General features: G+C 35.5%; 21 protein-coding genes. 6 read left to right on the top strand and 15 right to left on the bottom strand.

Annotated features, from left to right (window positions below; translation table 11 throughout):
• The 5 genes from CP368_RS04000 to CP368_RS03980 form a co-directional block, all read right to left on the bottom strand.
• On the bottom strand, positions 1-490 hold a 490-nt coding region (locus CP368_RS04000; RefSeq protein ID WP_158227422.1), incomplete at its 3' end, for a helix-turn-helix domain-containing protein.
• Positions 491-688: 198 nt separating this feature from the next.
• Complete coding sequence (locus tag CP368_RS03995) at positions 689-1,615, bottom strand: glycosyltransferase family 2 protein (protein WP_098044085.1); 927 nt, start codon at positions 1,613-1,615, stop codon at positions 689-691.
• 1 nt (position 1,616) lies between these two features.
• Positions 1,617-2,018 carry a GtrA family protein gene (locus tag CP368_RS03990; RefSeq protein ID WP_087235789.1) on the bottom strand — a complete coding sequence of 134 codons (402 nt, stop codon included), beginning with the start codon at positions 2,016-2,018 and terminating at the stop codon, positions 1,617-1,619.
• Between the two features lie 214 nt (positions 2,019-2,232).
• Positions 2,233-3,054, bottom strand: a complete 822-nt coding sequence (locus CP368_RS03985) for a helix-turn-helix domain-containing protein (protein ID WP_098044084.1) — start codon at positions 3,052-3,054, stop codon at positions 2,233-2,235.
• Positions 3,055-3,072: 18 nt separating this feature from the next.
• The gene (locus CP368_RS03980; protein ID WP_098045774.1) at positions 3,073-3,663 is read right to left on the bottom strand and encodes a DUF3232 domain-containing protein; all 591 of its coding nucleotides are present in this window, start codon (positions 3,661-3,663) and stop codon (positions 3,073-3,075) included.
• A gap of 266 nt (positions 3,664-3,929) precedes the next feature.
• On the opposite strand from CP368_RS03980, the gene CP368_RS11020 reads away from it, so the two are divergent.
• Positions 3,930-4,061 (top strand): helix-turn-helix domain-containing protein, encoded by a 132-nt coding sequence (locus CP368_RS11020; RefSeq protein WP_369822622.1) that lies wholly within the window; start codon positions 3,930-3,932, stop codon positions 4,059-4,061.
• A gap of 81 nt (positions 4,062-4,142) precedes the next feature.
• Here CP368_RS11020 and CP368_RS10710 read toward each other — a convergent pair whose 3' ends face one another.
• From CP368_RS10710 to ezrA, 9 genes are all read right to left on the bottom strand, one after another.
• A complete protein-coding gene (locus CP368_RS10710; RefSeq protein ID WP_158227421.1) occupies positions 4,143-7,403 on the bottom strand; it encodes an SEC10/PgrA surface exclusion domain-containing protein in 3,261 nt (1,086 codons plus the stop codon).
• A gap of 139 nt (positions 7,404-7,542) precedes the next feature.
• The gene (locus CP368_RS03965; protein ID WP_098036579.1) at positions 7,543-8,322 is read right to left on the bottom strand and encodes a helix-turn-helix domain-containing protein; all 780 of its coding nucleotides are present in this window, start codon (positions 8,320-8,322) and stop codon (positions 7,543-7,545) included.
• A gap of 11 nt (positions 8,323-8,333) precedes the next feature.
• Entirely contained in the window at positions 8,334-9,107 is a 774-nt protein-coding gene (locus tag CP368_RS03960) for a helix-turn-helix domain-containing protein (protein WP_098045772.1), read from the bottom strand.
• A 137-nt stretch (positions 9,108-9,244) separates the two neighbouring features.
• Complete coding sequence (locus CP368_RS03955) at positions 9,245-10,060, bottom strand: helix-turn-helix domain-containing protein (RefSeq protein ID WP_098045771.1); 816 nt, start codon at positions 10,058-10,060, stop codon at positions 9,245-9,247.
• A 14-nt stretch (positions 10,061-10,074) separates the two neighbouring features.
• The gene (locus tag CP368_RS03950) at positions 10,075-10,785 is read right to left on the bottom strand and encodes a pseudouridine synthase (protein WP_087363663.1); all 711 of its coding nucleotides are present in this window, start codon (positions 10,783-10,785) and stop codon (positions 10,075-10,077) included.
• The gene (locus CP368_RS03945) at positions 10,775-11,653 is read right to left on the bottom strand and encodes a helix-turn-helix domain-containing protein (protein ID WP_098045770.1); all 879 of its coding nucleotides are present in this window, start codon (positions 11,651-11,653) and stop codon (positions 10,775-10,777) included. Before CP368_RS03945 ends, CP368_RS03950 begins: the two co-directional genes overlap by 11 nt.
• A gap of 54 nt (positions 11,654-11,707) precedes the next feature.
• Entirely contained in the window at positions 11,708-12,925 is a 1,218-nt protein-coding gene (gene thiI / locus CP368_RS03940; RefSeq protein ID WP_054640514.1) for a tRNA uracil 4-sulfurtransferase ThiI, read from the bottom strand.
• Entirely contained in the window at positions 12,925-14,085 is a 1,161-nt protein-coding gene (locus CP368_RS03935) for a cysteine desulfurase family protein (RefSeq protein WP_087175757.1), read from the bottom strand. Before CP368_RS03935 ends, thiI begins: the two co-directional genes overlap by 1 nt.
• A 90-nt stretch (positions 14,086-14,175) precedes the next feature.
• A complete protein-coding gene (gene ezrA, locus CP368_RS03930; RefSeq protein WP_098036575.1) occupies positions 14,176-15,885 on the bottom strand; it encodes a septation ring formation regulator EzrA in 1,710 nt (569 codons plus the stop codon).
• Positions 15,886-16,167: 282 nt separating this feature from the next.
• Between ezrA and rpsD the strand changes: the two genes are divergently transcribed.
• The 5 genes from rpsD (at position 16,168) to CP368_RS03905 (ending at position 19,769) form a co-directional block, all read left to right on the top strand.
• A complete protein-coding gene (rpsD, locus tag CP368_RS03925; protein WP_087175755.1) occupies positions 16,168-16,779 on the top strand; it encodes a 30S ribosomal protein S4 in 612 nt (203 codons plus the stop codon).
• Positions 16,780-16,868: 89 nt separating this feature from the next.
• On the top strand, positions 16,869-17,336 hold the full coding sequence (locus tag CP368_RS03920; protein WP_098044076.1) for a YueI family protein: 468 nt from the start codon (positions 16,869-16,871) through the stop codon (positions 17,334-17,336).
• Positions 17,336-18,649 carry a replication-associated recombination protein A gene (locus CP368_RS03915; protein ID WP_098044075.1) on the top strand — a complete coding sequence of 438 codons (1,314 nt, stop codon included), beginning with the start codon at positions 17,336-17,338 and terminating at the stop codon, positions 18,647-18,649. Before CP368_RS03920 ends, CP368_RS03915 begins: the two co-directional genes overlap by 1 nt.
• Positions 18,650-18,955: 306 nt before the next feature.
• Positions 18,956-19,237, top strand: coding sequence for a hypothetical protein (locus CP368_RS03910; protein ID WP_025005089.1), 282 nt, complete (start codon positions 18,956-18,958; stop codon positions 19,235-19,237).
• Positions 19,238-19,304: 67 nt separating this feature from the next.
• Entirely contained in the window at positions 19,305-19,769 is a 465-nt protein-coding gene (locus CP368_RS03905) for a universal stress protein (RefSeq protein WP_087363670.1), read from the top strand.
• A 66-nt stretch (positions 19,770-19,835) separates the two neighbouring features.
• On the opposite strand, the gene CP368_RS03900 is transcribed toward CP368_RS03905, so the two are convergent.
• The gene (locus tag CP368_RS03900; RefSeq protein ID WP_098045769.1) at positions 19,836-21,029 is read right to left on the bottom strand and encodes an FtsW/RodA/SpoVE family cell cycle protein; all 1,194 of its coding nucleotides are present in this window, start codon (positions 21,027-21,029) and stop codon (positions 19,836-19,838) included.
• Between the last annotated feature and the right edge of the window lie 19 nt (positions 21,030-21,048).

Raw genomic sequence — 21,048 nt, 5'->3', positions numbered from 1 at the left:
TAGCTGTCCCGTTATCAAGAAAAGCTTCTTTTTGCTTAGGATATTGACAGTTGGTCTGATATGACCAGTCGCTGCGTTTTTTATGGAAAGTTGGGATTCCATGACCAATCTTGCGATAGTTGCTCCAAGCTTTCTGGTAGTTCTGAATAGCGTTGGCAATAGCGAGGCTATCAATTTCTTTAACGCGTAAAAAGCTATAAGTATCGCGGATATTCTTAGGCTTAGCCAATAGTTCGCTATTGGCGACTACTTCTTCTGCTAGCTTAGTCTCATAATTATTAAGAATAGAAAAGGCAAAGGGCATTGCTTGATATTGTCTAACAGCTAAGTAGTGCTTAGCATGATAATTGCTTCGATTGCGTCCTACATAAGAGTTGTAGACAAAGCGTTGCGCATCATAGTTCAACTTAATGATTTTCTTTTGCTTAGAACTAGGATAAAAGCGAAGCTTAACGCCAAAATGATAGGCTAAGCTGCTCATTCTCTTCATGATTTCACCTCCTCGTATCGTAGAGTCTCTGGAAATGCAGCAACGCATCGCTGGTTAAAAGAACTGAATGCGTTAAAATTTGACTCCTGATCATCATATAAATTACAAGCAAAATAATGGTATAAGGGCAAACACGCCAGCCTACTTTATCCCAATCTATCTTTTTTATATTGACTTCTACTTTTATTTTCCCTTTTCTTACTTTTTTTCCTTAATAATATAAATTGGTCGATTCTTCACTTGTAAATAAATTTTACCAATATAGCGTCCAATAATTCCGATACAAAGCAGCTGCAAACCACCAATTAATAAAATCACGGAAACCAAACTAGCCCAACCAAAGATACTAGATCCTGGATTGATAATTTTTCTGACAATGACAAAAAGCATACCAGCAATCGACAATATAAAGGAAATTATCCCAATCCAAACTGATAAATTTAAAGGTGCTTGTGAAAAGTCGGCGATTCCACTTAATGCATACTTGAATAGCTTCTTGGTCGTCCAATCAGTATCGCCAGCAACACGCTTTACATTATGGTATTCAAGATATTTAGTTTTAAAACCAACCCAGGAAAAAATTCCCTTAGAAAAGCGACTATACTCAGGCATTGACAAAACGGCATTAACCATCTGTCGTGTCATCATGCGATAATCCCGTTCACCTGAAACGATCTCGGTTTTAGACATTTTATTAATCACCTTATAAAATTGATCGCTCAAAAATGATTTAAATTTACTCTCCCCCGTGCGATCAATTCGACGACACCCTACCGCATCATACTCACCAGATTCAAGCAGCCGGTACATTTTCGGTAAAAACTCAGGCGGATCTTGTAGATCTACGTCCATTAAGACTACATAATCTCCCTTAGCAGCTTTAAGACCTGCATAAATTGCTGCTTCTTTGCCAAAATTTCTTGAAAAAGAAATATAATGTACGGCTTCATTTTCTTGGTGCAGCTTTTGCATCTCCTGCAAGGTATGATCACGAGAACCATCATCGACAAACCAATACTCGGCTTTGACTGGCATATCATGCAATACTTTTTGCACCGCTGGATAAAACAGGGGTAATGACTCCTGCTCGTTATAGCACGGCACCACAATTGACAATTTTTTCATTCTACTTCCCGACTTTTCTAAAAGTAATTATTTTATTAATAATAAACTGAATTAGTGTAGCAACAAAAGTCGCTACCGCCTTCACGATTAAGTGAGGGTAACCTAATTGTGTAACAAAGATAAATAAGGAAACTGTGGTAAAAACAGTGGTGATTTGACCGACAAAAAAATACGAAATGAACCGTAATAAAAGTCGGTCGTGTACCTTGAAATTAGTATACGAATTCCAAAAGAAATTATTAATTATTCCGCAAGTTGAGGAAATAATATTAGCAATTTCTACATTCATCCTGAAATGCGTCAAAATCGTGTAGACTCCAAAGTCAACAACTAGCCCTAACCCTCCAATTAAAACGTATTTGACTAATTGGATGAAACTCTCTGAATAGATTATTTTTTTCATTCTCTAAACTCATTTTCCTATTTTCAGTATCCAAAGTGACAAAGGATACTTATACTACTTCTATCTTTGAATACCGGGCTTTTTCTTAATTTAAAGCACAAACATTTCTATGATACTAAAAGAAACGCAATTAATCATAAAATCTTCCAAATTAAAGATTTTATTTTTTGTGTGCATTGAAAAAACTGCCTAAATTTGACCTAGACAGTTTGCACTACTTTTTAAAAGTATCTTCAATTAACGAGACACAACCACTCTTTTTTAGGACATCAATAACTTCCTTCGCAGTTTTGGCATCCCCGTCAAAGACCGCCTCATAATATGTGCCGAGCACACTATTAATCCCAATAGCTCCATCAACCGGCAATTCGCGTAAAAATTGAATCGCGCGATCGGTATATTTTTTACTAGCATTCTTATGAAAACAACAATTCAAGAAATTAACGGCAATTATCGCAACAAACTGTAAAGTGAACGTATCGGTGGCCGGATTTTTCTCATATGAACGAAATGCGGAATCAACTAATTGATAGGCATCATCAATATCTAAAAAGATCACAGCTTGACTCAAATAATGATAAGCCGTCCTGTTCCAATCTTCATCCATGATGATTGCCTTTACCTTTCTCTTCAGTTCGGGACTAATCCGTTTGTCTGAATGAAGTACCCAGGCATAGGCATTCTCTAGTCTAAACTTAAGCCAGAAACTAGGCGGACATGTACCTCCTCGATTTGCTATTTTGGCCGCAATTTCATCCAGCTTTTTCAGATCTTTGCGATTTTGAGCAAAACTAATTTGATTCATCAAATCAAAATCAGGATCAGTTGTATTATCAGAATTATTAACTTGGCTAAAAAAACTTCCAACATCAAAATGATGCTTTGATAAAATTCTGATCAACAAATTCGCATCAATTTCATGAATATCTCTTTCTACCTTAGAATAAAATGATTCTGAGATAATTCCAGCTGCCATTTCTGTTTGGGTCATCCCTGCATGCAAACGTAAACTTTTTAATGCTTCTCCGATTGTCATTAATAACTCTACCTTTCATTATTTATAACTTGTAATGATTTTGCTAACTCGTTCGCAGCAATACTTTACGATCGCTTGACCGTAATCTGTGCGATCTGGATTTGCTTTTGAACTTGCTGCAAATGGAACTTGCTGCTTTTTTTCAGCTAGACGATTCAAAATTTTAATATCAGATAAGCAGAAATTATGGATATTAGTGCGATGCTGATCCAAGTTTTCTGCTAAAACACGGTAATCTTGGCCGTCCATTTCATTACGCCAAGCGGCCAATTGATCATTGAAGCGCAACACAATTAAAGCATATTCTTTGAAATGTTCTCTAGCTGGCACAATTACCGGTTCATTATTGTCGGGATCTTTTTGCAAATAATCTAAGGTAGCTTGATTAAATGAAACATTTTTGCGTTCAATAATTTTGTTTAATTGCTCATACACATTTTGAGTATAAGCTTGAATGATTTCATCAGTATCAGTTGGATTATCAATCAGTTTTAATTCTTTCAATAACTTTCCCGCTTGCAACAATTTTTTGAGAGGATCGACAGAATCTTGAAGATTAAACATGATTTCGTCAACTTTTTTGAGTTTTTCGATTTCTTGTGTTGTCATTTTAGTATGCTCTTTCGTGAAGAAATAATTGTCATAACTCTTTTATAGTATAGCAAATTCATCCGGCACTTTATTCTCACATGCTATAATTAGGGAACTTAAAAAGGACAAAAAGAATGGTGGGATCGTTATGAAAATCAATGATATTTTAGATCAAGAATTAAAAAATTCTGAGTTTGCAAAAGAATTTTAAGCTGACAAAGAAAAATCTGCTAGTGCGATTGCACTATATAAAGCCCGTGAAGAAGCAGGATTAACGCAGACCAATTCAGCTGAGCGAACAGGGGGTTCCACAATCTACTATTGCACGAATTGAACGAGGAGATAATGTAACTTTTGATAAATTAGCCGAAATTGCTCATTCAATGGGGAAACAAATTCAAATCAAATTTATTTAAAATAGATACCATAATAAATATACAAAAAGAACATTAACCAATTTCGGTTAATGTTCCCTTGCTTTATTAGCTAAAATTCAACTATTTCTTCAAAGCTAACTTCTTAGCTGGAATCCAGTTATTAGTGCCAGCAATCTTGTAGTAGGTCTTACCATTGATCTTAGCCATTTCGTTAAAGGTATAAGTGTGGTTTGGACGTGCGTAATGCTTGTTAAACTTACCTGAACGATTGTAAGCTCTGACCTTCTTGTTGCCCTTGAGTCTAGCCTTGAAGTGGACTGCATGAGTAGTAATTTCAAAGTTTGCTACCTTAACGAACTTATTTCTGCCGATCTGGTAGTATTTCTTGCCATTAATCTTAACGATCTTTGCATTCTTCAAAACTTTAACCAGCTTATCGCGCTTAATCCATTTAATGTGCAAACCTTTTCTGATCAATTTACCGTGCTTGTTGTAAACAAAGGCATTGTGAGTTAAGCGGATCTTCTTAGGAGTAGTAGAAATGTCATCAGTCTTAGTCTCCGGGGTTGCTTCTGGGGTCTTAACAGGTTCTTGCTTATCTGTCTTCTTAGTCTCTGTTGGACCTGAAGTAATGATTGATTGAGCATATTCAGCATCCAAGATATCTTGCAACTTTTGTTGAGCCTTGGCAAGTGCATCTTTAGCTGCTTGCAATTTAGTAACTGCTTCATCGTATGCTTTTTGTGCTGCGACTACTTTGGCGTCAGCCTTATCTTTGTTGGTCTTTAAGTCGCCGTTTAAGACTTCATTTGCATCGTCATAATTCTTTTTAGCAGTATCATATGCAGTTTGAGCATCAGTTAATGCTTTCTTAGCATTGGCTAAAATTGTTGCTGCATTCTTTAAGTCTTCAACGTGTTGCTTTAATTGATCTAACTTTGTTTGAGCTTGTGTAGCATCTTTAGCTTTTTGATCAGCAACTTTTTGTAATTTTGGAAGATCTACATTTTGAGCTTGATCAAGAGCGTTTTTCGCTTTGGTTAATGTATTATTAGCAGTTGACAATGCATTCTTAGCTTTTTCTTGAGCCTTCTTAGCGGCTTCTAAATTATTATCAGCTGTTAAATCATCGTAATGTTTTTGGGCATCTTTTTGAGCATTTTTATCTTTTTTAAGTTGTGCTTCCTGAGCAATCTTCTTTCTTTGGGCAGTATCTAAAGCATCATTGGCTTTTTTAATATCTTTGTTCGCTTTATCAATTGAATCTTGAGCACCCTTAACAGCTTTATTTTTATTATTTAAATCTGTAAATTTTCCACTTGTAATGCCATCTAATCTCTCAGCCTCTGATTTCAAACTAGGAAGTTCATTATTTGCTTGATTTAATTTACTATTTACTTCTTTAATTTGTGATGCATATGATGGAATAATTGTTTTATCAAATTTAGCACCAGAATGAATTTGACTTGGAGCTATATTAATAAAATGCGCATCGATTAGATTAGATTTTCTTTCGCTCACTGCAGGAATTACTGCAACATATTGAGCTTTACCAAGTGTTACCGTATACTTTTTATTATTTATAGTTGTACATGATGTTCCTTTTTCAAGTTGTGCAATTTCATCTTTAGCTTCTGAAAGATCTTTTTCATTTTCTTCAACAACTTGCTTCAATGGAACCTTATGAAATGGACCACCGTTAACAGACTCCATTACTGTAGCGTCTGGATTATGAGCTAATATTTCTCTATCGGATTTAATATCATTCTCAAGAGATTCCGTGAATTGCTTAGTACTATTAATTTCATCCTCTGTATAAGCCATTAGATTTAATAAACCTGCAGCATGTGCCATTTCGTATACACCATCAGTTTTGGCATCAGCTTGTGACTTATTATTGTATCCTTTATTACCAAGAATCATCGAATTCAAACTATTATAAATATTTCTCTTCAAATCGTTCATATTTGTAATAGCATCTGAATAGAAGGGTGCTTTGTCTTCATAGTTTTGCCATACATTACTATCAGACTGAGGATTATAATCTAAGCCATTCTCTTTAGATAGTTCATTAATTCCTGTTGCATCGTGCCAATTACCATCCCAGTTACCGTTCTTATAGTCCTCTTTACCCTTTTTAATTATTTGTTTAGTAAAATCAATTGCACCTGGAGTCACTTCATCAGTACTATTTTCACCCAATTGTGATCTTACTTTATTTAATAGGTCAGCAGTAAATAATGATAATTCCTTAATTTGATCATCTGAAAGATTATTGACATCTACTACAGTATCTTTATCTTCCTTTGAACCGATAAAGTGATTATTATTACGAATAACAGTTAAATAATTAGCATCTTCTTCTGGTAATACTCTTTCACTAAAATTAGGATTACTGCTAATATAATCAGCATAAGCTTTCTTATATTTATCAGCATCCCCAACGTTAATATTATTTTGAGTTAAAACGTTTAAACGTGAAATATTTTCATTAATATTTTTAATTTCATCCTTCTTACCAACTAAATTCTTATCTGCTGCATCTGATGCAGCTTTTGCATCATCATATGCCTTTTGAGCATGAGCAATCTTTTGATTAGTAACAGCTGTATCGTGTGCAGTTTGCGCCTTAGCCAAAGCTTTTTGAGCTGCAGTCTTATCACCATTAGCTTGATTGATAGCATCATTGGCTTCCTTTAATGCCTTTTGAGTCTTGGCGACAGCTTCATTAGCAGCATCCAATTCTTTTTTAGCTTCAGTAATACCAGTACCTTTTAAAGCATCTTCAGCATCCTTAACAGCTTGATCTGCTTTGTTCTTAGCAGCAGTCTTATCATTTACATCTTGAGTGTCAGTCTTAACATCTTTGCCAAGATCATCAATTTCTTTTTGCTTATCTTTTACTGCTTGATCTGCATCAGCCTTTGCCTTATTTGCGTTCTTTACTACGCCTTCTTGCTTAGTAATAGCATCCTTAACCTTAGCTGGATCTTTAGCTTCATCAGCCAAAGCTTGGGCATCCTTTTCTTTATTTTTGGCGTCAGTCAATGCCTCATTCTTTTGGTCAACAGTCTTCTTTAATCCATCGACCTTGTCACTTTGTGCTTTGTAGTCAGCGTCTGGCTTTTCGGCATCTTTTTTAGCTTGATCCAAATCGCCTTGAGCTTTGTCTACGTTGCCTTGTTCAGTCTCAACTTTCTTTTTTGCACTAGCAACATTAGCCCTAGCAGCCTCTTCTGGTGTTTGTGCTTTTTGAGTAGTCTTAGTATCATTAACCGCCTTAGTATCAGCCTTAACCTCATTATTCACATTGGCATTTACCAATACTAAACTAGCTAACGCTGCGGCAGCAGCACTTGTTACTTTAATCTTCTTATTCATCCTAATATCTCCACTTATTAAAAAAACAAATAACAAATATTGTCAACTTTATCTTAATTTTGAAATTTCAATCGCACAATCTAATCTGCAAAATTGAAATTAAAAAGTAAAAATTTAATTTTCTACTAATCTCATCTCCCTAATTTAAGCTCAAATAGTTCTCATAACCACATGCCTTAATTAAATCCAAAATCTCTTCAGCATCTACCTTTTTCTTATTTAGCAAAGCTTCATAATAATCTGCAATCATTTTTGCTAATCCAAATTCAATCTTATCTGGTATCTTTCGCAAAAATCGGATTACCTTTTTGGCCTCATACCTGTTATTCTGCTTATAACAAATATTCAAATAACGCACGGCGATACTGGCAATTAACTGCAGCTGACGATCCTCGATCTTCTCATTCTTAGTAAACTTTGAAATGAGCGCATTGATTATTCCTTCCAAATTGGAATACTTATACAAATACAAGGTATGAAAGAAAAACCACAAGATATCATCGTTCCATCTTTCAACTTGCCAAACGTTATATCTTAGTTTTCTTTTATCTTCATCGGGAAAATCCTGACTTTTACCTTTAAGCTCAGCCAATAACCAATCTATCAATCGCTTCATTTGCAAATTAGTCGACTGCTTTTTTATTTTCCCTAATTTTTTATAATCACGTGCAAAATAAGCATTAGTAACCAGATCTTGCAGCTCTCTTCTTTTAATTCCTGAATCATCAATATCTTTAAAAAATTTGAGTACCGAAATCTTATTTTGATTCAGGATTTTGATTAAACTACTAGCCCTAATTGCATTAGATTCTTTTTCTATTCGCCAATATTGCGACTTACTAATTATTCCCGCTACCATTTGTTCCTGCGTCAATCCGTGCAGGTTTCGCACTTGATGTAATCTCTCACCAATATTCATATTCATCACCTTTATGGAAGCCAGGCTAGATAATTATCGTAGCCGTTCTTCTGTAATACTTTAGTTATCAAATCTAACCGTTTCTGATCATGGTTAATTAAAGCTTGATAGTATATAGTCACCAATTTATGAAACATAATAACGGGATTCGTTGGCAGTTCTTTTATAAACTGGATAGTTTGCAAAACTGAGCCGAGATCATTTTCTTGATACGAACGCCCCAAGTAACTCATCATTACATTCACCAAGGCAACCAATGTTAAAGAATCATTTAGACTGATACTATTTTTGTTTTCATAGATATCTGTAATTAAAATCTTTATCTCACTTGTATCGTATAAAGACATAAAACTAGCCAAATTCCATAATGCAGTTTCATCCCATTTACCTAATCTTCCAAAATTGCTTTTTATTTTTCTCTGGGCATCATCAGAAAGATCAGCTTTCTTATTTGTCAAAGTAGCTATAACTGCTGTCAATTTTGCTTTAAAAATCGGCTCATCTTTCTGTTCTTTTTTCAACCAGGCTACATTGCGATTATTAATAGCCGATCGAATACAATGATATTGAATTTTGCGTTGCATTGACTGATCAAACACACTAAAAAAATCACGCACAGAAACATGATTTTGCTTCAAAATCGCTAACAGGTCATCAATATTAATTTCACTTTTTCCATTTTCTACTCGAGAATAAAAAGATTCTGTTACCACGCCAGCGCACATTTGTGTCTGCGTTAAATTTAAGGAATCTCGTATTTCTCTTAGCTGTTCTCCAATAGTCATACTTTTTCCCTCATTTGTTTCATATTTTTAATATATAAACACTTGAGATAAAAGTCTCGAAATCTTCCAAAACGACTATTTTTATTAAAAAAATCACACCCCTCAAGCTAAAAAAGATTAAAGGATGCGATTATTATTTATTCATCAATTTCAACATCATCAATTATTGACGCATAACCACAGTCTTGAATAATTGATTTTAAAGATCTGGCTTTCTGTTCATCACCACTAAAAACAGCTTGATAGAACTTGCCTATCAACTTTTCCAATCCAATTGCAGGATCTACCGGCAATTCTTGCAAAAACTTAAATGTACTTTCCGTATAACTCTTATTAGCATGTTGATAATAGCAACAATTCAAATAATTTATCGTAATAAAAGCCATAAACTGCAAAGTAAAGGTATCGGTAGCTGGATGTTTACGATATGCAGCATAAGCAGCCTCTACTAACTGCTTTGAATCATCAACATCCAGGAAAATTACTGCTTGACTCAAAAAATGATAAGATGTCCGATCCCAATTTTCATTCAAAACCAGTTTCTTTATTTTTTTCTTCATTTCAGGAGAAATTTGATCATTTGAGCGTAAGGCCCAAGCATAAGCTAATTCCAACTTGAATTTAAGCCATAACGGAGCCTGTACCTCACCATTTTCAATTTTTCGCTTAATTTTATCCAGCGCTTTTACATCTCTTCTATTTTGAGCAAAAGTAATCTCACTAGTTAATTCAAAAAAAGGTCCAGTAGACGACTGATTATTAATTTGTGCAAAAAATCCAGTAACATCAAAATGATGAACCGACAAAATTTTAATTAAAGTTTCTGCATCAATTGCATGCACACCACGTTCAACTTTAGAATAAAAAGATTCACTTACAATTCCTGCCGCCATTTCTGTCTGACTCATTCCCGCATGCAAACGCCGGCTTTTTAATGCTTCACCGATTGTCATCTATTTATTCCGTCCTATTTAATTTTGTTTACTTCATCTAAGCTCAATTCAATATAATTACCGCGCTTTAAATCTTCCGGCAATTTCAAATTTCCCATCGAAATTCGTTCAAGTTCAACCACTTTCATCCCTACCGCACCAAACATGCGCTTAATCTGATGATATTTTCCTTCACGAATTTTGATTTCAATTTCAGAACTATCATGTTCTTCATCCTGCGCCAGAATCTTCAACTCTGCTGGCTTAAGCTTAGTTCCATCCCCTAAAGTCATTCCACTAGCAAAAGTTTTCACAGTTTCGTCATCAGCTACGCCTGCAATTTTCGCGCGGTAAATCTTATCAACGTGCTTATTGGGAGCAAGCAATTCATGATTTAGTTGGCCATCATTAGTAAGCAAAAGCAAGCCAGTTGTATCTTTATCTAGTCGCCCTACTGGCGTAATTCCTTGATATTGATCCTGCGGCTTGAGCAATGAAATTACTGTTCTTTGACTACGGTCTTCAGTTGCCGAAAGTACGCCCTTGGGCTTGTTCATCAAAAAATAATGATATTTTTGATAATTAACCTCTTGTCCATCTACCAATACTTCATCGGATTCCTTAACCTGCTGTTTCGGTGTTTTTACCACATCACCATTTACAGTGATAATGCCTTTTTTAATTAAAACGTGCACTCCTTTTCTAGAGCCGACGTTCATATTAGCTAAATATTTATCAATGCGCATGAGAACCATCCTTTTTAGCAACTGGTACATTCTGCAAACAAAAAGTAAAATTATCTTCCTCCAACAAGCGGGTATAGAAATCTACTTTCTCAGTATCATTATCAAACAAGGTCTTATAAAGTCTGACTATTACTCTATGTTGATAAAAGCTTGCTTCATATGGAATATTTTTATCAAAAAAAGCAAATGTTTCTGCGCATAATTCTTTATTAAAATTGTGTATATACGCATACATTAAGAAATCAATCACTAAATTAGCAATTCCAACTGTATTTGTATAACTTAAGATGTTTTCTGAATTTTTTACATAGCTTTGATAAGCAGTATGAGAAAAATTGAGTACTTGTTCTGGAGTTAGGGCAATAAAAGCCATCCCTAAATATTCATAGTTGAGGAATCCCCAATTATTTCCTTTAGATAAATGTTGTATCTTCTTTTTAACCGGTTCTGATATATCATCAGTTGAATGAGTTATCCAGGCAGTCATTAACTCCAATATATAAGGGATCCAAATATAATATGGTTTACCTTGTTCTTCAGCTTGATCAATCTCCTTTTTTAGTTGACCTAGTTTCTCTAAATCTCGTTTATTAGCACTATTTGCTATTTTATTCGCCATAAAGCTAGCATCCTGTAGACTCTTTTTATGCGGTGATTCCTGGATTGGACCATCCAGCGTTTTGGAGAAGAATTGAACTGGATTAATATGATTTGCTTTCAAAATTTCAATTAAGGTATCAGCATCAATACTATGAATCCCACGTTCAACTTTTGAATAAAACGATTCTGAAACAACTCCTGCTACCATTTCAGTTTGAGTAAGTCCAGCTGCCAATCTACTTTCTCTTAGTAATTTTCCAATCCCCATTATTTTTCCTTTTATACAAAAAATGCCAACAGATCATTCTGTCGGCATAACTTTTTACAACAAGTCTTGATCTTCTTCGATCTTATCGTTGATAAATTTTTCGTTTGGATAAATTGGCATTACTTCAATTCCGTCCATCGCTCTTTGAATCAAGCCTTCAACATCAAGACGAGCTTCATATTCACGAGCCTTATCAAGCTTTGGCTTAGTCTTAGGACGTGGTGGAGCAAAGATAGTACAACAATCTTCAAATGGTTGAATTGAAAGATCAAAAGTACCAATATCTTCTGCCAATTTAATAATTTCAGTCTTATCCATTGTAGCAACTGGACGAATAACTGGTGTAGTTGTCACATCGTTAATAGCAACCATTGATTGCAAAGTCTGTGAAGCAACTTGACCAACAGATTCACCGTTAAAGATTGCCAGACCACCGCGCTTAGCACGAATACGGTCTGCAAGTTGCAACATGAAACGACGTTGCACAGTCATCAAGTAACCTTCTGGCAATTTTTCCTTAATAGTTTCCTGAATTTCAGCAAATGGCACAGCGATAAAGTTAATCTTACCTGCATAATTTGCCAAAATACCAGTCAATTCCTTAGCCTTAGCCAAAGCCTTTTCAGTAGTGTAAGGAGGACTAAAGAAGTGCACCATTTCGATATCAACTCCACGCTTCATTGCAAGGTATGAAGCAACTGGTGAATCAATACCACCACTAAGCATCATTACGGCCTTGCCAGCAGTACCAACAGGCATCCCGCCAATACCATGAAGCAATTGGTTAGAAATATAAACGGCATCTTGACGCACTTCGATTCTAAGTACTAAATCAGGGTGCTTCATTTCAGCCTTCAAGTGATCGATATGATCAAATAAGTAATCACCAACCAAGTTATTAAGTTGATTAGTATCATATTCAAACTTGTGATCACTACGCTTAGTATTAACCTTAAAGGTCATGCCCGGCTTAAAAGTTTCCTGCATTAATTCTAAAGAAGTCTTTTCAATATCTTCTAAAGTTTTAGGAATCTTAATAGCTGGTGAATAGGTTTGAATACCAAACACTTTCTTCAAGCGCTTATCTACTTCCGCAAAAGGTGCGCCATTTAAAACAATATGCATCCGGTCGTGACGAGGATGGAAGTCAATCTGAGGGAAATCTTTTAAGACCTTTTCAACGTTGCTAGCTAAACGATTGATGAAGTCCTTTCTGTTCTTTCCCTTAGTTGAGAGTTCCCCGTAACGGACCATAACTTCTGTATATTCCATTAATTTTCTCCCAAGTGATTAATTTTAGCAAAATGATTATAAATCTTATCAAAGACCTTGATAAACTCATCTGCCTGCTCAAGCGTATTTGTTTCATCAAAACTCAAACGAATTGCGCTAGTAGCAATCTTATCATCAATTCGCATAGAAACCAAGGTGCTGGCTTCATCTGCAGTCTTTGATGCACAAGCAGAAGTAGTTGAGGTATAAATGTCTTGATCTTCTAAAGTATGAACTAAGGTTTCACCGCGAATTCCTTCTAATGCAAAGCAAAGAATGTGTGGTGCAAAACCGTCGCTTACTGGTGAAAAGATATCGATACCTGGTTTATCTTTCAAATAGTCAACGATCTTAGCCTTAATTGCTGCTTCACGGCTTGCCTTTTCAGGTTCGTTTTCTAAAAGCAACCGAATAGCCTTAGCCATACCTGCGATAGCTGGTAAGTTTTCGGTACCGGAACGAAGTCCCTTTTCTTGGCCACCTCCATCATGAAGTGGAGTAAGCATTTTGCCTTCTTTTTTGTAAAGGATACCAATGCCTCGTGGTGCATGGAATTTATGTGCTGATAAACTTGATAGGTCAACTCGTGGCGTAAAGACCTTATCCCAAATATTCTTACCTAAAGCTTGAACATTATCAACATGGAATTGAATAGTTGGATAATTTTCAAGCAAATCACTGATTTCATCAATTGGTTGAATCGTGCCGATCTCATTATTAACACCCATGATTGAAACCAGAGTAGTATCTGAGTCAATGGCATTTCTCAAATCGTTGACATTAACTCTACCCTCTTTATCAACTGGCAAACGTGTAACGCGCCAACCCAAATTTTCTAAAGCATTAAAGCTATTAGCCACAGAAGCATGTTCTACGCTGGAAGTAATAATATGCTTACCAAATTCACGCTTTTGAATTGCTGTTCCTTTAATTGCAGTATTATTTGATTCTGTACCACCTGAGGTAAAGAAAATCTCATGTTGTTTAACGCCCAACAAGTCTGCAATTTGTTTGCGTGAAGCTTCAAGCATTTGATGCGCACGGTCACCCATCTTATGCAAACTTGAAGGATTGCCCCAAATATTAGTTGCTACCTTATTGTAGGTATCTAAAACTTGAGGATCTATTTTTGTTGTTGCACTATTATCAAAATAAATCACGTTCAAAACTCCCCTAATAAAAAACGGTCAACTACTTGACCGTTTAGTGACTATTAGATTTTAGCTTAAATAATGAAAAGCTTCAATTATTTATTCTTTTTGTTCAGAATAATATGCATTTTCAAGTCGTTGATAGCTACCTGGTTCTACTTTTTCAATTGCAGTAGCAATGGTATCCAATGCTTCCTTATAATTATATTCATCGTAAAGTTGCATCGACTTCTTTTGTGCTTGCTTAATCGTATCCTTATCAGCATATTTATTTGAATACTGCATCGTTAACTCAACTAAGTTAGCAGAATTGATAATATCGTCTGCTTCACGCTTAAGTCGTTCAACATCATCAGAAATTTGAATTAATTCGTTAGAAATCTTTTCCATATTAATTCTGACTTGACTTAATTCATCACTAACATGACCAATTTCGTTAACGACTAAAGTATACATTTGAATAAAGCTATCTGGATTCCCTGGCAAACTACGTCTTTCAAGACGGCGATAAACTAATGAAACCTCTTGCTTAAAGTGCTTAATTGAATCATTAGCAACATTTTCTGAATCGTATAGGCCATCAACATCTGTCGACATTTTAATTTGCTCAGCATCAATCTCACGCAAGCGATCTAACATTTCTAACCATGAATCTTGAATTGCAGAATAGACGCCCTTGCCATCAGCTATATTTTGCGTATCAACTGTATATTGGCGATTCATGTTATTAACTTCTTTTTCAAGCTCTTTGCTTTTTTCAAGTTCGCCATGAGTTAATTCATAACTCTCATCAATATGTTGCAATTTCTCAACTAACTTTTTAGATGCCGTTTGCTGGTGAGAAATTAAAGCTAGCATCTTGCTTTGATTCTTTTCGACAAAAGGACGAGCTTTATATTCCTTAGCTAAAATGTCATAAAGGCCATCGATTTCACTAGATATCTTTTTATTTTCGTTAGCTAATTCATCGACTTTTAGTTCTGCCAATAGTTTACGAGCACTATCAATCTGATCATGAATGTCTTTAATTCTGCTTAAAACATCAACCTTAGTAATATAGTACTTTTCTGAAATCATCTTCTTATAAACATTAGATAATTCCTTAAGCTGATCTTGGAAAACTACTTCTAATTGATGATAGCCATCTTTGATTTTAGGCAGTTGTTTTTGTAAAGCTGCTAAAGACATGCGAATCTTAGATAAAACTCGCTTAGCCTCTACGTGATCTCCTTGAGATGAAAGATTCTTAGCTTCTTCAAAATCGCTCTCCATTGAAGCAAGTTGATCTTCAATTTGATCAATTGCTGTACCATATTCAAATGAATTAGCTAAAACGTCTTTTCTCAATTCACGATAGACTTTAATTAAAGCATCATACTGAATTTGATTTTCTTTATTGGATTCAAGCAATTCAGTAAACACTGCCTTAGTATTGCGAGCATCTTCTAAAGCCGGTTTAATTATTTGCTGTGCTTCTTTTATTTTCTTTCTGGCTTTAAAAAGTTTGTAAGTTGCATTTTCATTTGCCGCTTCTTCAACTAACTTCTTTACGCGTGGCAATTTTTTAGTTGAAGCTTCTTTATAACTCTTACGCCAAGTATTTAATGTGGTTAGACTTTCGCCCGCCAAATCCATTTTATTCAGTCGTTTGATATCATCTTCAAGGTGCATCTCTTCGATTTCATTAAGAGCTGCATCGATTACCTCGACTTCTCGCAACTGCTTACGATTAATGAGCAACATTAAAGCAACGACTACAATAATAAGGATTACAACGGCGACAATAATAATAGTTTGAATTGATGACATTGTTTATCCTCCAAAACTACAATAATTATAACAAAACATAGCCTAAAGATGTGCAAAAGCTGATGTATTTCTTGATTTATTATTCTGAACTCTATATAATACTATTCGTGTAAAATATTTGCAGCAATAAGTGACAAGAACGTCAACATCTTGAAACGCTTAAGTGAACGAGTAACCCGCGCTGCATTGGGCGAAAATGTAAATCCAAGATGCACGAATGTTGAACTTATTTGTAATATTTTACTCCAGAAATTATTATTTTAAATTTTATGGAGGATTTTTATGTCAAGATATACAGGTCCAAGTTGGAAACGTTCAAGAAGATTAGGTATCTCACTTTCAGGTACTGGTAAGGAAATCGCACGTCGTAACTACGCTCCAGGTCAACACGGTCCTAACAGCCGTGGTCGTTTGTCAGAATATGGCCAACAATTACATGAAAAGCAAAAGTTACGTTGGATGTACGGTTTGAACGAACGTCAATTTAGAACTTTGTTCACTCGCGCTGGTAAGATCCGTGAAGGTGAACACGGTACCAACTTCATGATTTTGCTTGAACGTCGTTTGGACAGTATTGTTTACCGTCTCGGTTTAGCTACTACTAGAGAACAAGCTAGACAATTAGTTAACCACGGTCACATCACTGTTGATGGCAAGCGTGTTGACATTCCTTCATACGAAGTCAGCGTTGGTCAAACTGTTGGCTTGAAGGAAAAGTCAAAGAACTTACAACAAGTTAAGGATGCCTTAGACGCAGTTACTGCACGTCCATCATTCGTTTCATTTGACGACAACAAGATGGAAGGTACTCTTGTACGTTTACCAGAACGTGACGAAATGGAACCAGAAATTGATGAATCACTCGTTGTTGAATGGTACAACAAGTTACTTTAATTTTTACATCTTATTTTGTCAAAAACCTTTCCCAATATCGGGGAAGGTTTTTTTGTTACAATTAATAGTAATAAAGAAAGGATGATTTTATGAGTGATGATTTAAGTAAGCGCGTAGAACAAGCTGCGCAAGGAATAACCCCACAGACTAAACCGGATGAACGCCGGCGATATTTAGGTTCACTGCGTGAGCGTGTGTATGTACGCATGAATAATGCTGAAGTAAAAGATTCCAAACTCACTAGTCTTTTCTTACAACACATTGATGATTTTAAAGGCTACACTATTTTGATTAACGGCAATATTACTGATGATGGTTTTCTAGGTGATGTCGAGGCAGCCTGCAGCAAGAAAAATATTCCATTTACATTAGTTAACAATGAAACTGCAAAAACTGGACCCGAAGATTCTGCTGTTTTAGTAGTCTCCAAAAATGCTATTAATCGTCAAAGAATTAAAATTGGACAAGTCTATGCTCCTGAGTTGCCAAAAACTGAATTAGAAGCGCCTAAAAAGAAAGAAAGCTTTTGGCATAAACTTTTTCACGGAGAAAAATAATGAAACCATTAGCTTATCGTATGCGTCCACAGACTCTTGATCAAGTTGTCGGACAGCAACATCTAATTGGATCTGGTAAAATTATTCGCCGAATGGTTGAGGCTCGTCTTCTATCATCAATGATTCTTTATGGCCCTCCTGGCATTGGCAAGACCAGTATTGCGAGTGCTATCGCTGGTTCTACTAAATATGCTTTTCGAAAGTTGAACGCAGCTACTGACGGAAAGAAGCAATTACAGCAAGTAGCCGCAGAAGGGAAAATGAGTGGCACCGTCATTTTATTATTAGATGAAATTCACAGACTCGATAAGACAAAACAAGACTTTTTATTGCCTTTGCTTGAGTCAGGACAAGTCATTTTAATTGGGGCTACAACGGAGAATCCATATATTTCAATTTCCCCTGCTATTCGTTCACGTTGCCAAATTTTTGAGCTAAAGCCTTTATCTGCTCAAGATGCATCGAATGCTATTGACCGCGCTTTAACGGATAAAGAAAATGGCTTAGGCAATTATCATGTTGAGCTGACGGATGATGCACGTGCCCTTTTAATCGAAAAAGGCAATGGAGATTTGAGATCTACTTTAAATTCATTGGAACTTGCGGTTTTGTCTACCAAACAAGAATTAAAAGATAATCATCAAGATACAGACTCTATTGTAATTACTCAGCAAGAAATGGCTGATTCTATTCAAATGAAGGTGCAGAATTTTGATTCTTCTGGGGACGGACACTATGATTTGGTATCTGCTTTTCAAAAATCAATTCGCGGTTCAGATACAGACGCAGCATTGCATTACTTGGCAAGATTAATCGAGTCTGGCGACTTAATTTCAATTTGTCGGCGTCTCTCCGTCATTGCTTACGAAGATGTGGGACTAGCCAATCCTAGCGCTGCAGAACATGCTATATTAGCTATTCAAGCTGCTCAAACGCTGGGCTTTCCAGAGGCGCGTATTCCGCTCGCTAATGCCGTCATTGAGCTGACTCTTTCTCCTAAAAGCAATAGTGCTATTACTGCCATAGATCGAGCAATTGATGACGTTAAAAACAAAAATATTGGCTCTATTCCCGCTAATTTAAAGGATGCGCATTATGCTGGTGCTAAAAAGTTAGGTCATGGAGTTAATTATATTTACCCTCATGATTTTGAAAATGATTGGGTCGCCCAACAATACTTGCCAGACAATCTTCTGACTGCAAGTTACTTTACCCCGAAAGGAAATTCTAAAGTCGAAGAAAGGTATAAGCTAATTTATCAAAAATTAAAGAAGATGCAACGCGATAATTTGAGCAAACATCACAATAGATAGCGCATTCAATATTATTGACAAACCTAATCTGATTGCGTATTATAATAGGTGATCTGAGTTGATCGACAAGCTTAAATGTATAAAGTTGACCGATCAAACTAGAAGACGTGGGAGTTAGCAAATAACTACCGAATCGGAATACTGTCTTGTCACAGGATCCATATTCGCTGCGATGTTAGCTCAAATTTTGAACACTGCGGGTTCAACAAGCGTCATTATGCTTTGTTTAGTCAACTCGGATTTCTTTTGAATATTAGGAAAGGCGGTCTTAAATGGCCGTCTTTTTATGTAATGAGGTTAAAATAAATGATAATTAAAATTGTAATGATTGTTTTTATTCTACTCTTGCTTTTAACTGCTTGGTATATGTGGCACAGACGAAATGGCCATTTTTTAATCTATGACGTAGGCGGTAATCCTCACCTAACCAACATTTTAAAATGGACTTCTATTGCTTTGATCGCAGAGAGCGCAATCGGAATTATCATTTTATTTATGGATAATAAATATCTTAACTTGATCACACTATTCCTTGCCTCTCTAACCATTTTGACCTTTAGTCTTTTAATTACAGATTCCAAAAAATAAAAATATAAACCTTCTAATAATAGATGAAATTTTGGTAAAATAGATATCAGGAAGAGGTGTTTAGAAAATGCTTTCACAATATAAGAATATTCAAGTTTCCGTTGATGGTTCTAAAGAAGCCGATTTAGCTTTCAGCAAGGCAGTTTCTATTGCCAAGCGTAATCATGCTACATTAGAGATCTTACATGTCATCGATACTCGTTCTTTCCAAAATGTTTCAAGTTTTGACTCAGCAATGGTAGAACAAGTTTCTAAAGATGCTGAAAAGAGAATGAAGGATTACCAAGCACGTGCTAACAAGGCCGGTGTTACTGATTCTCATTATTCAATCGAATTTGGTTCACCTAAGACAATCATTGGTCATGATTTCCCTAAGAAACACAATATTGACTTAATCGTTGTTGGTGCAACTGGTTTAAACGCAGTAGAACGTTTATTAATTGGTAGTGTTACAGAATACGTAACTAGAACTGCTAAATGTGATGTTTTAGTATGTCGTGCTAAAGAAATTGCTAATGCGTTAGAAGGCTAATTTTTATATTATTAATCAAAAAAGGTATTTAAGTTTTTAAGCTTAAATACCTCTTTTATTTATATTCTAGAAATCACCAGCGGTGCTAAACATGTAGTCTCGACTATGGAATTTCATTGATAAAATCAAACCAATACCAATCATGTTCCCTACCAAGGCTGAACCACCTTGAGAAACAAATGGTAAGGGAATACCAGTCAATGGTAATAAATCAATGTTCATACCAATATTTTCAAATACGTGGAATAAAATCATCATAATAACACCCGTAGAAATGTATGAATAAAATGCATTTCTAGTATTAAATGAAATTTTAACCATTTGAATAATCAGGTATAAATAAATTAAAATCAAACTTACACAGCCTACAAAGCCAAAATTCTCTCCAATTACGGAGAAAACCATGTCAGACCCGCGAACTGGCACATATACGCTTGCTTTACCAAAGCCATTACCAAAAAGTTGTCCTGACCCAATTGCCTTCATACTTTGCCATAACTGGTAGGCACCTGATGATGTATCACCTGATGGATTAAGCCAAGACTTAATTCTTTCAAACTGATATGCTTGAAAGAAATGACTTAAAAACGCTTGCCCACCTGGCGTTACCACCATTAGAATAACTGCAATTGCTCCAATGATGACTATTCCATATAGGGGAACAATAATCTTCCACGATATACCAGAAACTAAAACTACACCACCAACAATTGCGATAAATACTAGCATAGTACCAAAGTCGTTCTGCAACTTTAATAAAATCGCTACGGGTGCAAGCCATGCAACTATTTTACCTAACAATAGCCAATCTGATTTAATGGTATGACCATATTTATCATTATGATCCTTAACTACGCGTGCCAACATCAAGATAAATGCTGGCTTCATTATTTCAGATGGCTGAAAAGTAACAGGTCCTAACTTGAACCAACTCTTTGCCCCAGTATCCGCTGCAACACTACGATTATAGAAGAACAAAACCGCTATTAACAAGAATATTCCTATTCCGAAAAATATTGGTGCTATCTTAAATAATTGCTCTGCATCAAACTGCATTACAATTACAACAATTACAATAGAAATCAAATACCATAATGCTTGCATAACTACAGCTTTAACAGGTGAACCAATGTGACTTGGATCTCCAAGTGCAGCTATATAGATACAATATAGACTGATTAATGCCAATAACGCCACAGGAATAATTATATTCCATGCTAATCGGTCAATTAGACTTGTTTTGTTTTCAACTTTTGCCATTAAATAATCACTACTTATA

The sequence above is a fragment of the Lactobacillus sp. UMNPBX17 genome, assembly GCF_002553735.1.
Classification (GTDB): domain Bacteria; phylum Bacillota; class Bacilli; order Lactobacillales; family Lactobacillaceae; genus Lactobacillus; species Lactobacillus gallinarum.
The sequence above is the reverse complement of the archived record's forward strand: the minus strand, read 5'-3'. Positions and strand labels throughout refer to the sequence as shown.

Excerpts from the sequence above, each read along its gene's own strand:
- CP368_RS03910 (WP_025005089.1), top strand. The coding sequence starts at position 18,956 with ATGATAATTAAAATTGTAATGATTGTTTTTATTCTACTCTTGCTTTTA.
- CP368_RS03980 (WP_098045774.1), bottom strand. The coding sequence starts at position 3,663 with ATGACAACACAAGAAATCGAAAAACTCAAAAAAGTTGACGAAATCATG.
- CP368_RS03920 (WP_098044076.1), top strand. The coding sequence starts at position 16,869 with ATGAGTGATGATTTAAGTAAGCGCGTAGAACAAGCTGCGCAAGGAATA.
- CP368_RS03985 (WP_098044084.1), bottom strand. The coding sequence starts at position 3,054 with ATGACAATCGGAGAAGCATTAAAAAGTTTACGTTTGCATGCAGGGATG.
- CP368_RS03950 (WP_087363663.1), bottom strand. The coding sequence starts at position 10,785 with ATGCGCATTGATAAATATTTAGCTAATATGAACGTCGGCTCTAGAAAA.
- ezrA (WP_098036575.1), bottom strand. The coding sequence starts at position 15,885 with ATGTCATCAATTCAAACTATTATTATTGTCGCCGTTGTAATCCTTATT.
- CP368_RS03995 (WP_098044085.1), bottom strand. The coding sequence starts at position 1,615 with ATGAAAAAATTGTCAATTGTGGTGCCGTGCTATAACGAGCAGGAGTCA.
- CP368_RS03905 (WP_087363670.1), top strand. The coding sequence starts at position 19,305 with ATGCTTTCACAATATAAGAATATTCAAGTTTCCGTTGATGGTTCTAAA.
- CP368_RS03955 (WP_098045771.1), bottom strand. The coding sequence starts at position 10,060 with ATGACAATCGGTGAAGCATTAAAAAGCCGGCGTTTGCATGCGGGAATG.
- thiI (WP_054640514.1), bottom strand. The coding sequence starts at position 12,925 with ATGGAATATACAGAAGTTATGGTCCGTTACGGGGAACTCTCAACTAAG.
- rpsD (WP_087175755.1), top strand. The coding sequence starts at position 16,168 with ATGTCAAGATATACAGGTCCAAGTTGGAAACGTTCAAGAAGATTAGGT.
- CP368_RS03945 (WP_098045770.1), bottom strand. The coding sequence starts at position 11,653 with ATGGGGATTGGAAAATTACTAAGAGAAAGTAGATTGGCAGCTGGACTT.
- CP368_RS03900 (WP_098045769.1), bottom strand. The coding sequence starts at position 21,029 with ATGGCAAAAGTTGAAAACAAAACAAGTCTAATTGACCGATTAGCATGG.
- CP368_RS03965 (WP_098036579.1), bottom strand. The coding sequence starts at position 8,322 with ATGAATATTGGTGAGAGATTACATCAAGTGCGAAACCTGCACGGATTG.
- CP368_RS10710 (WP_158227421.1), bottom strand. The coding sequence starts at position 7,403 with ATGAATAAGAAGATTAAAGTAACAAGTGCTGCTGCCGCAGCGTTAGCT.
- CP368_RS03960 (WP_098045772.1), bottom strand. The coding sequence starts at position 9,107 with ATGACTATTGGAGAACAGCTAAGAGAAATACGAGATTCCTTAAATTTA.
- CP368_RS03990 (WP_087235789.1), bottom strand. The coding sequence starts at position 2,018 with ATGAAAAAAATAATCTATTCAGAGAGTTTCATCCAATTAGTCAAATAC.
- CP368_RS03915 (WP_098044075.1), top strand. The coding sequence starts at position 17,336 with ATGAAACCATTAGCTTATCGTATGCGTCCACAGACTCTTGATCAAGTT.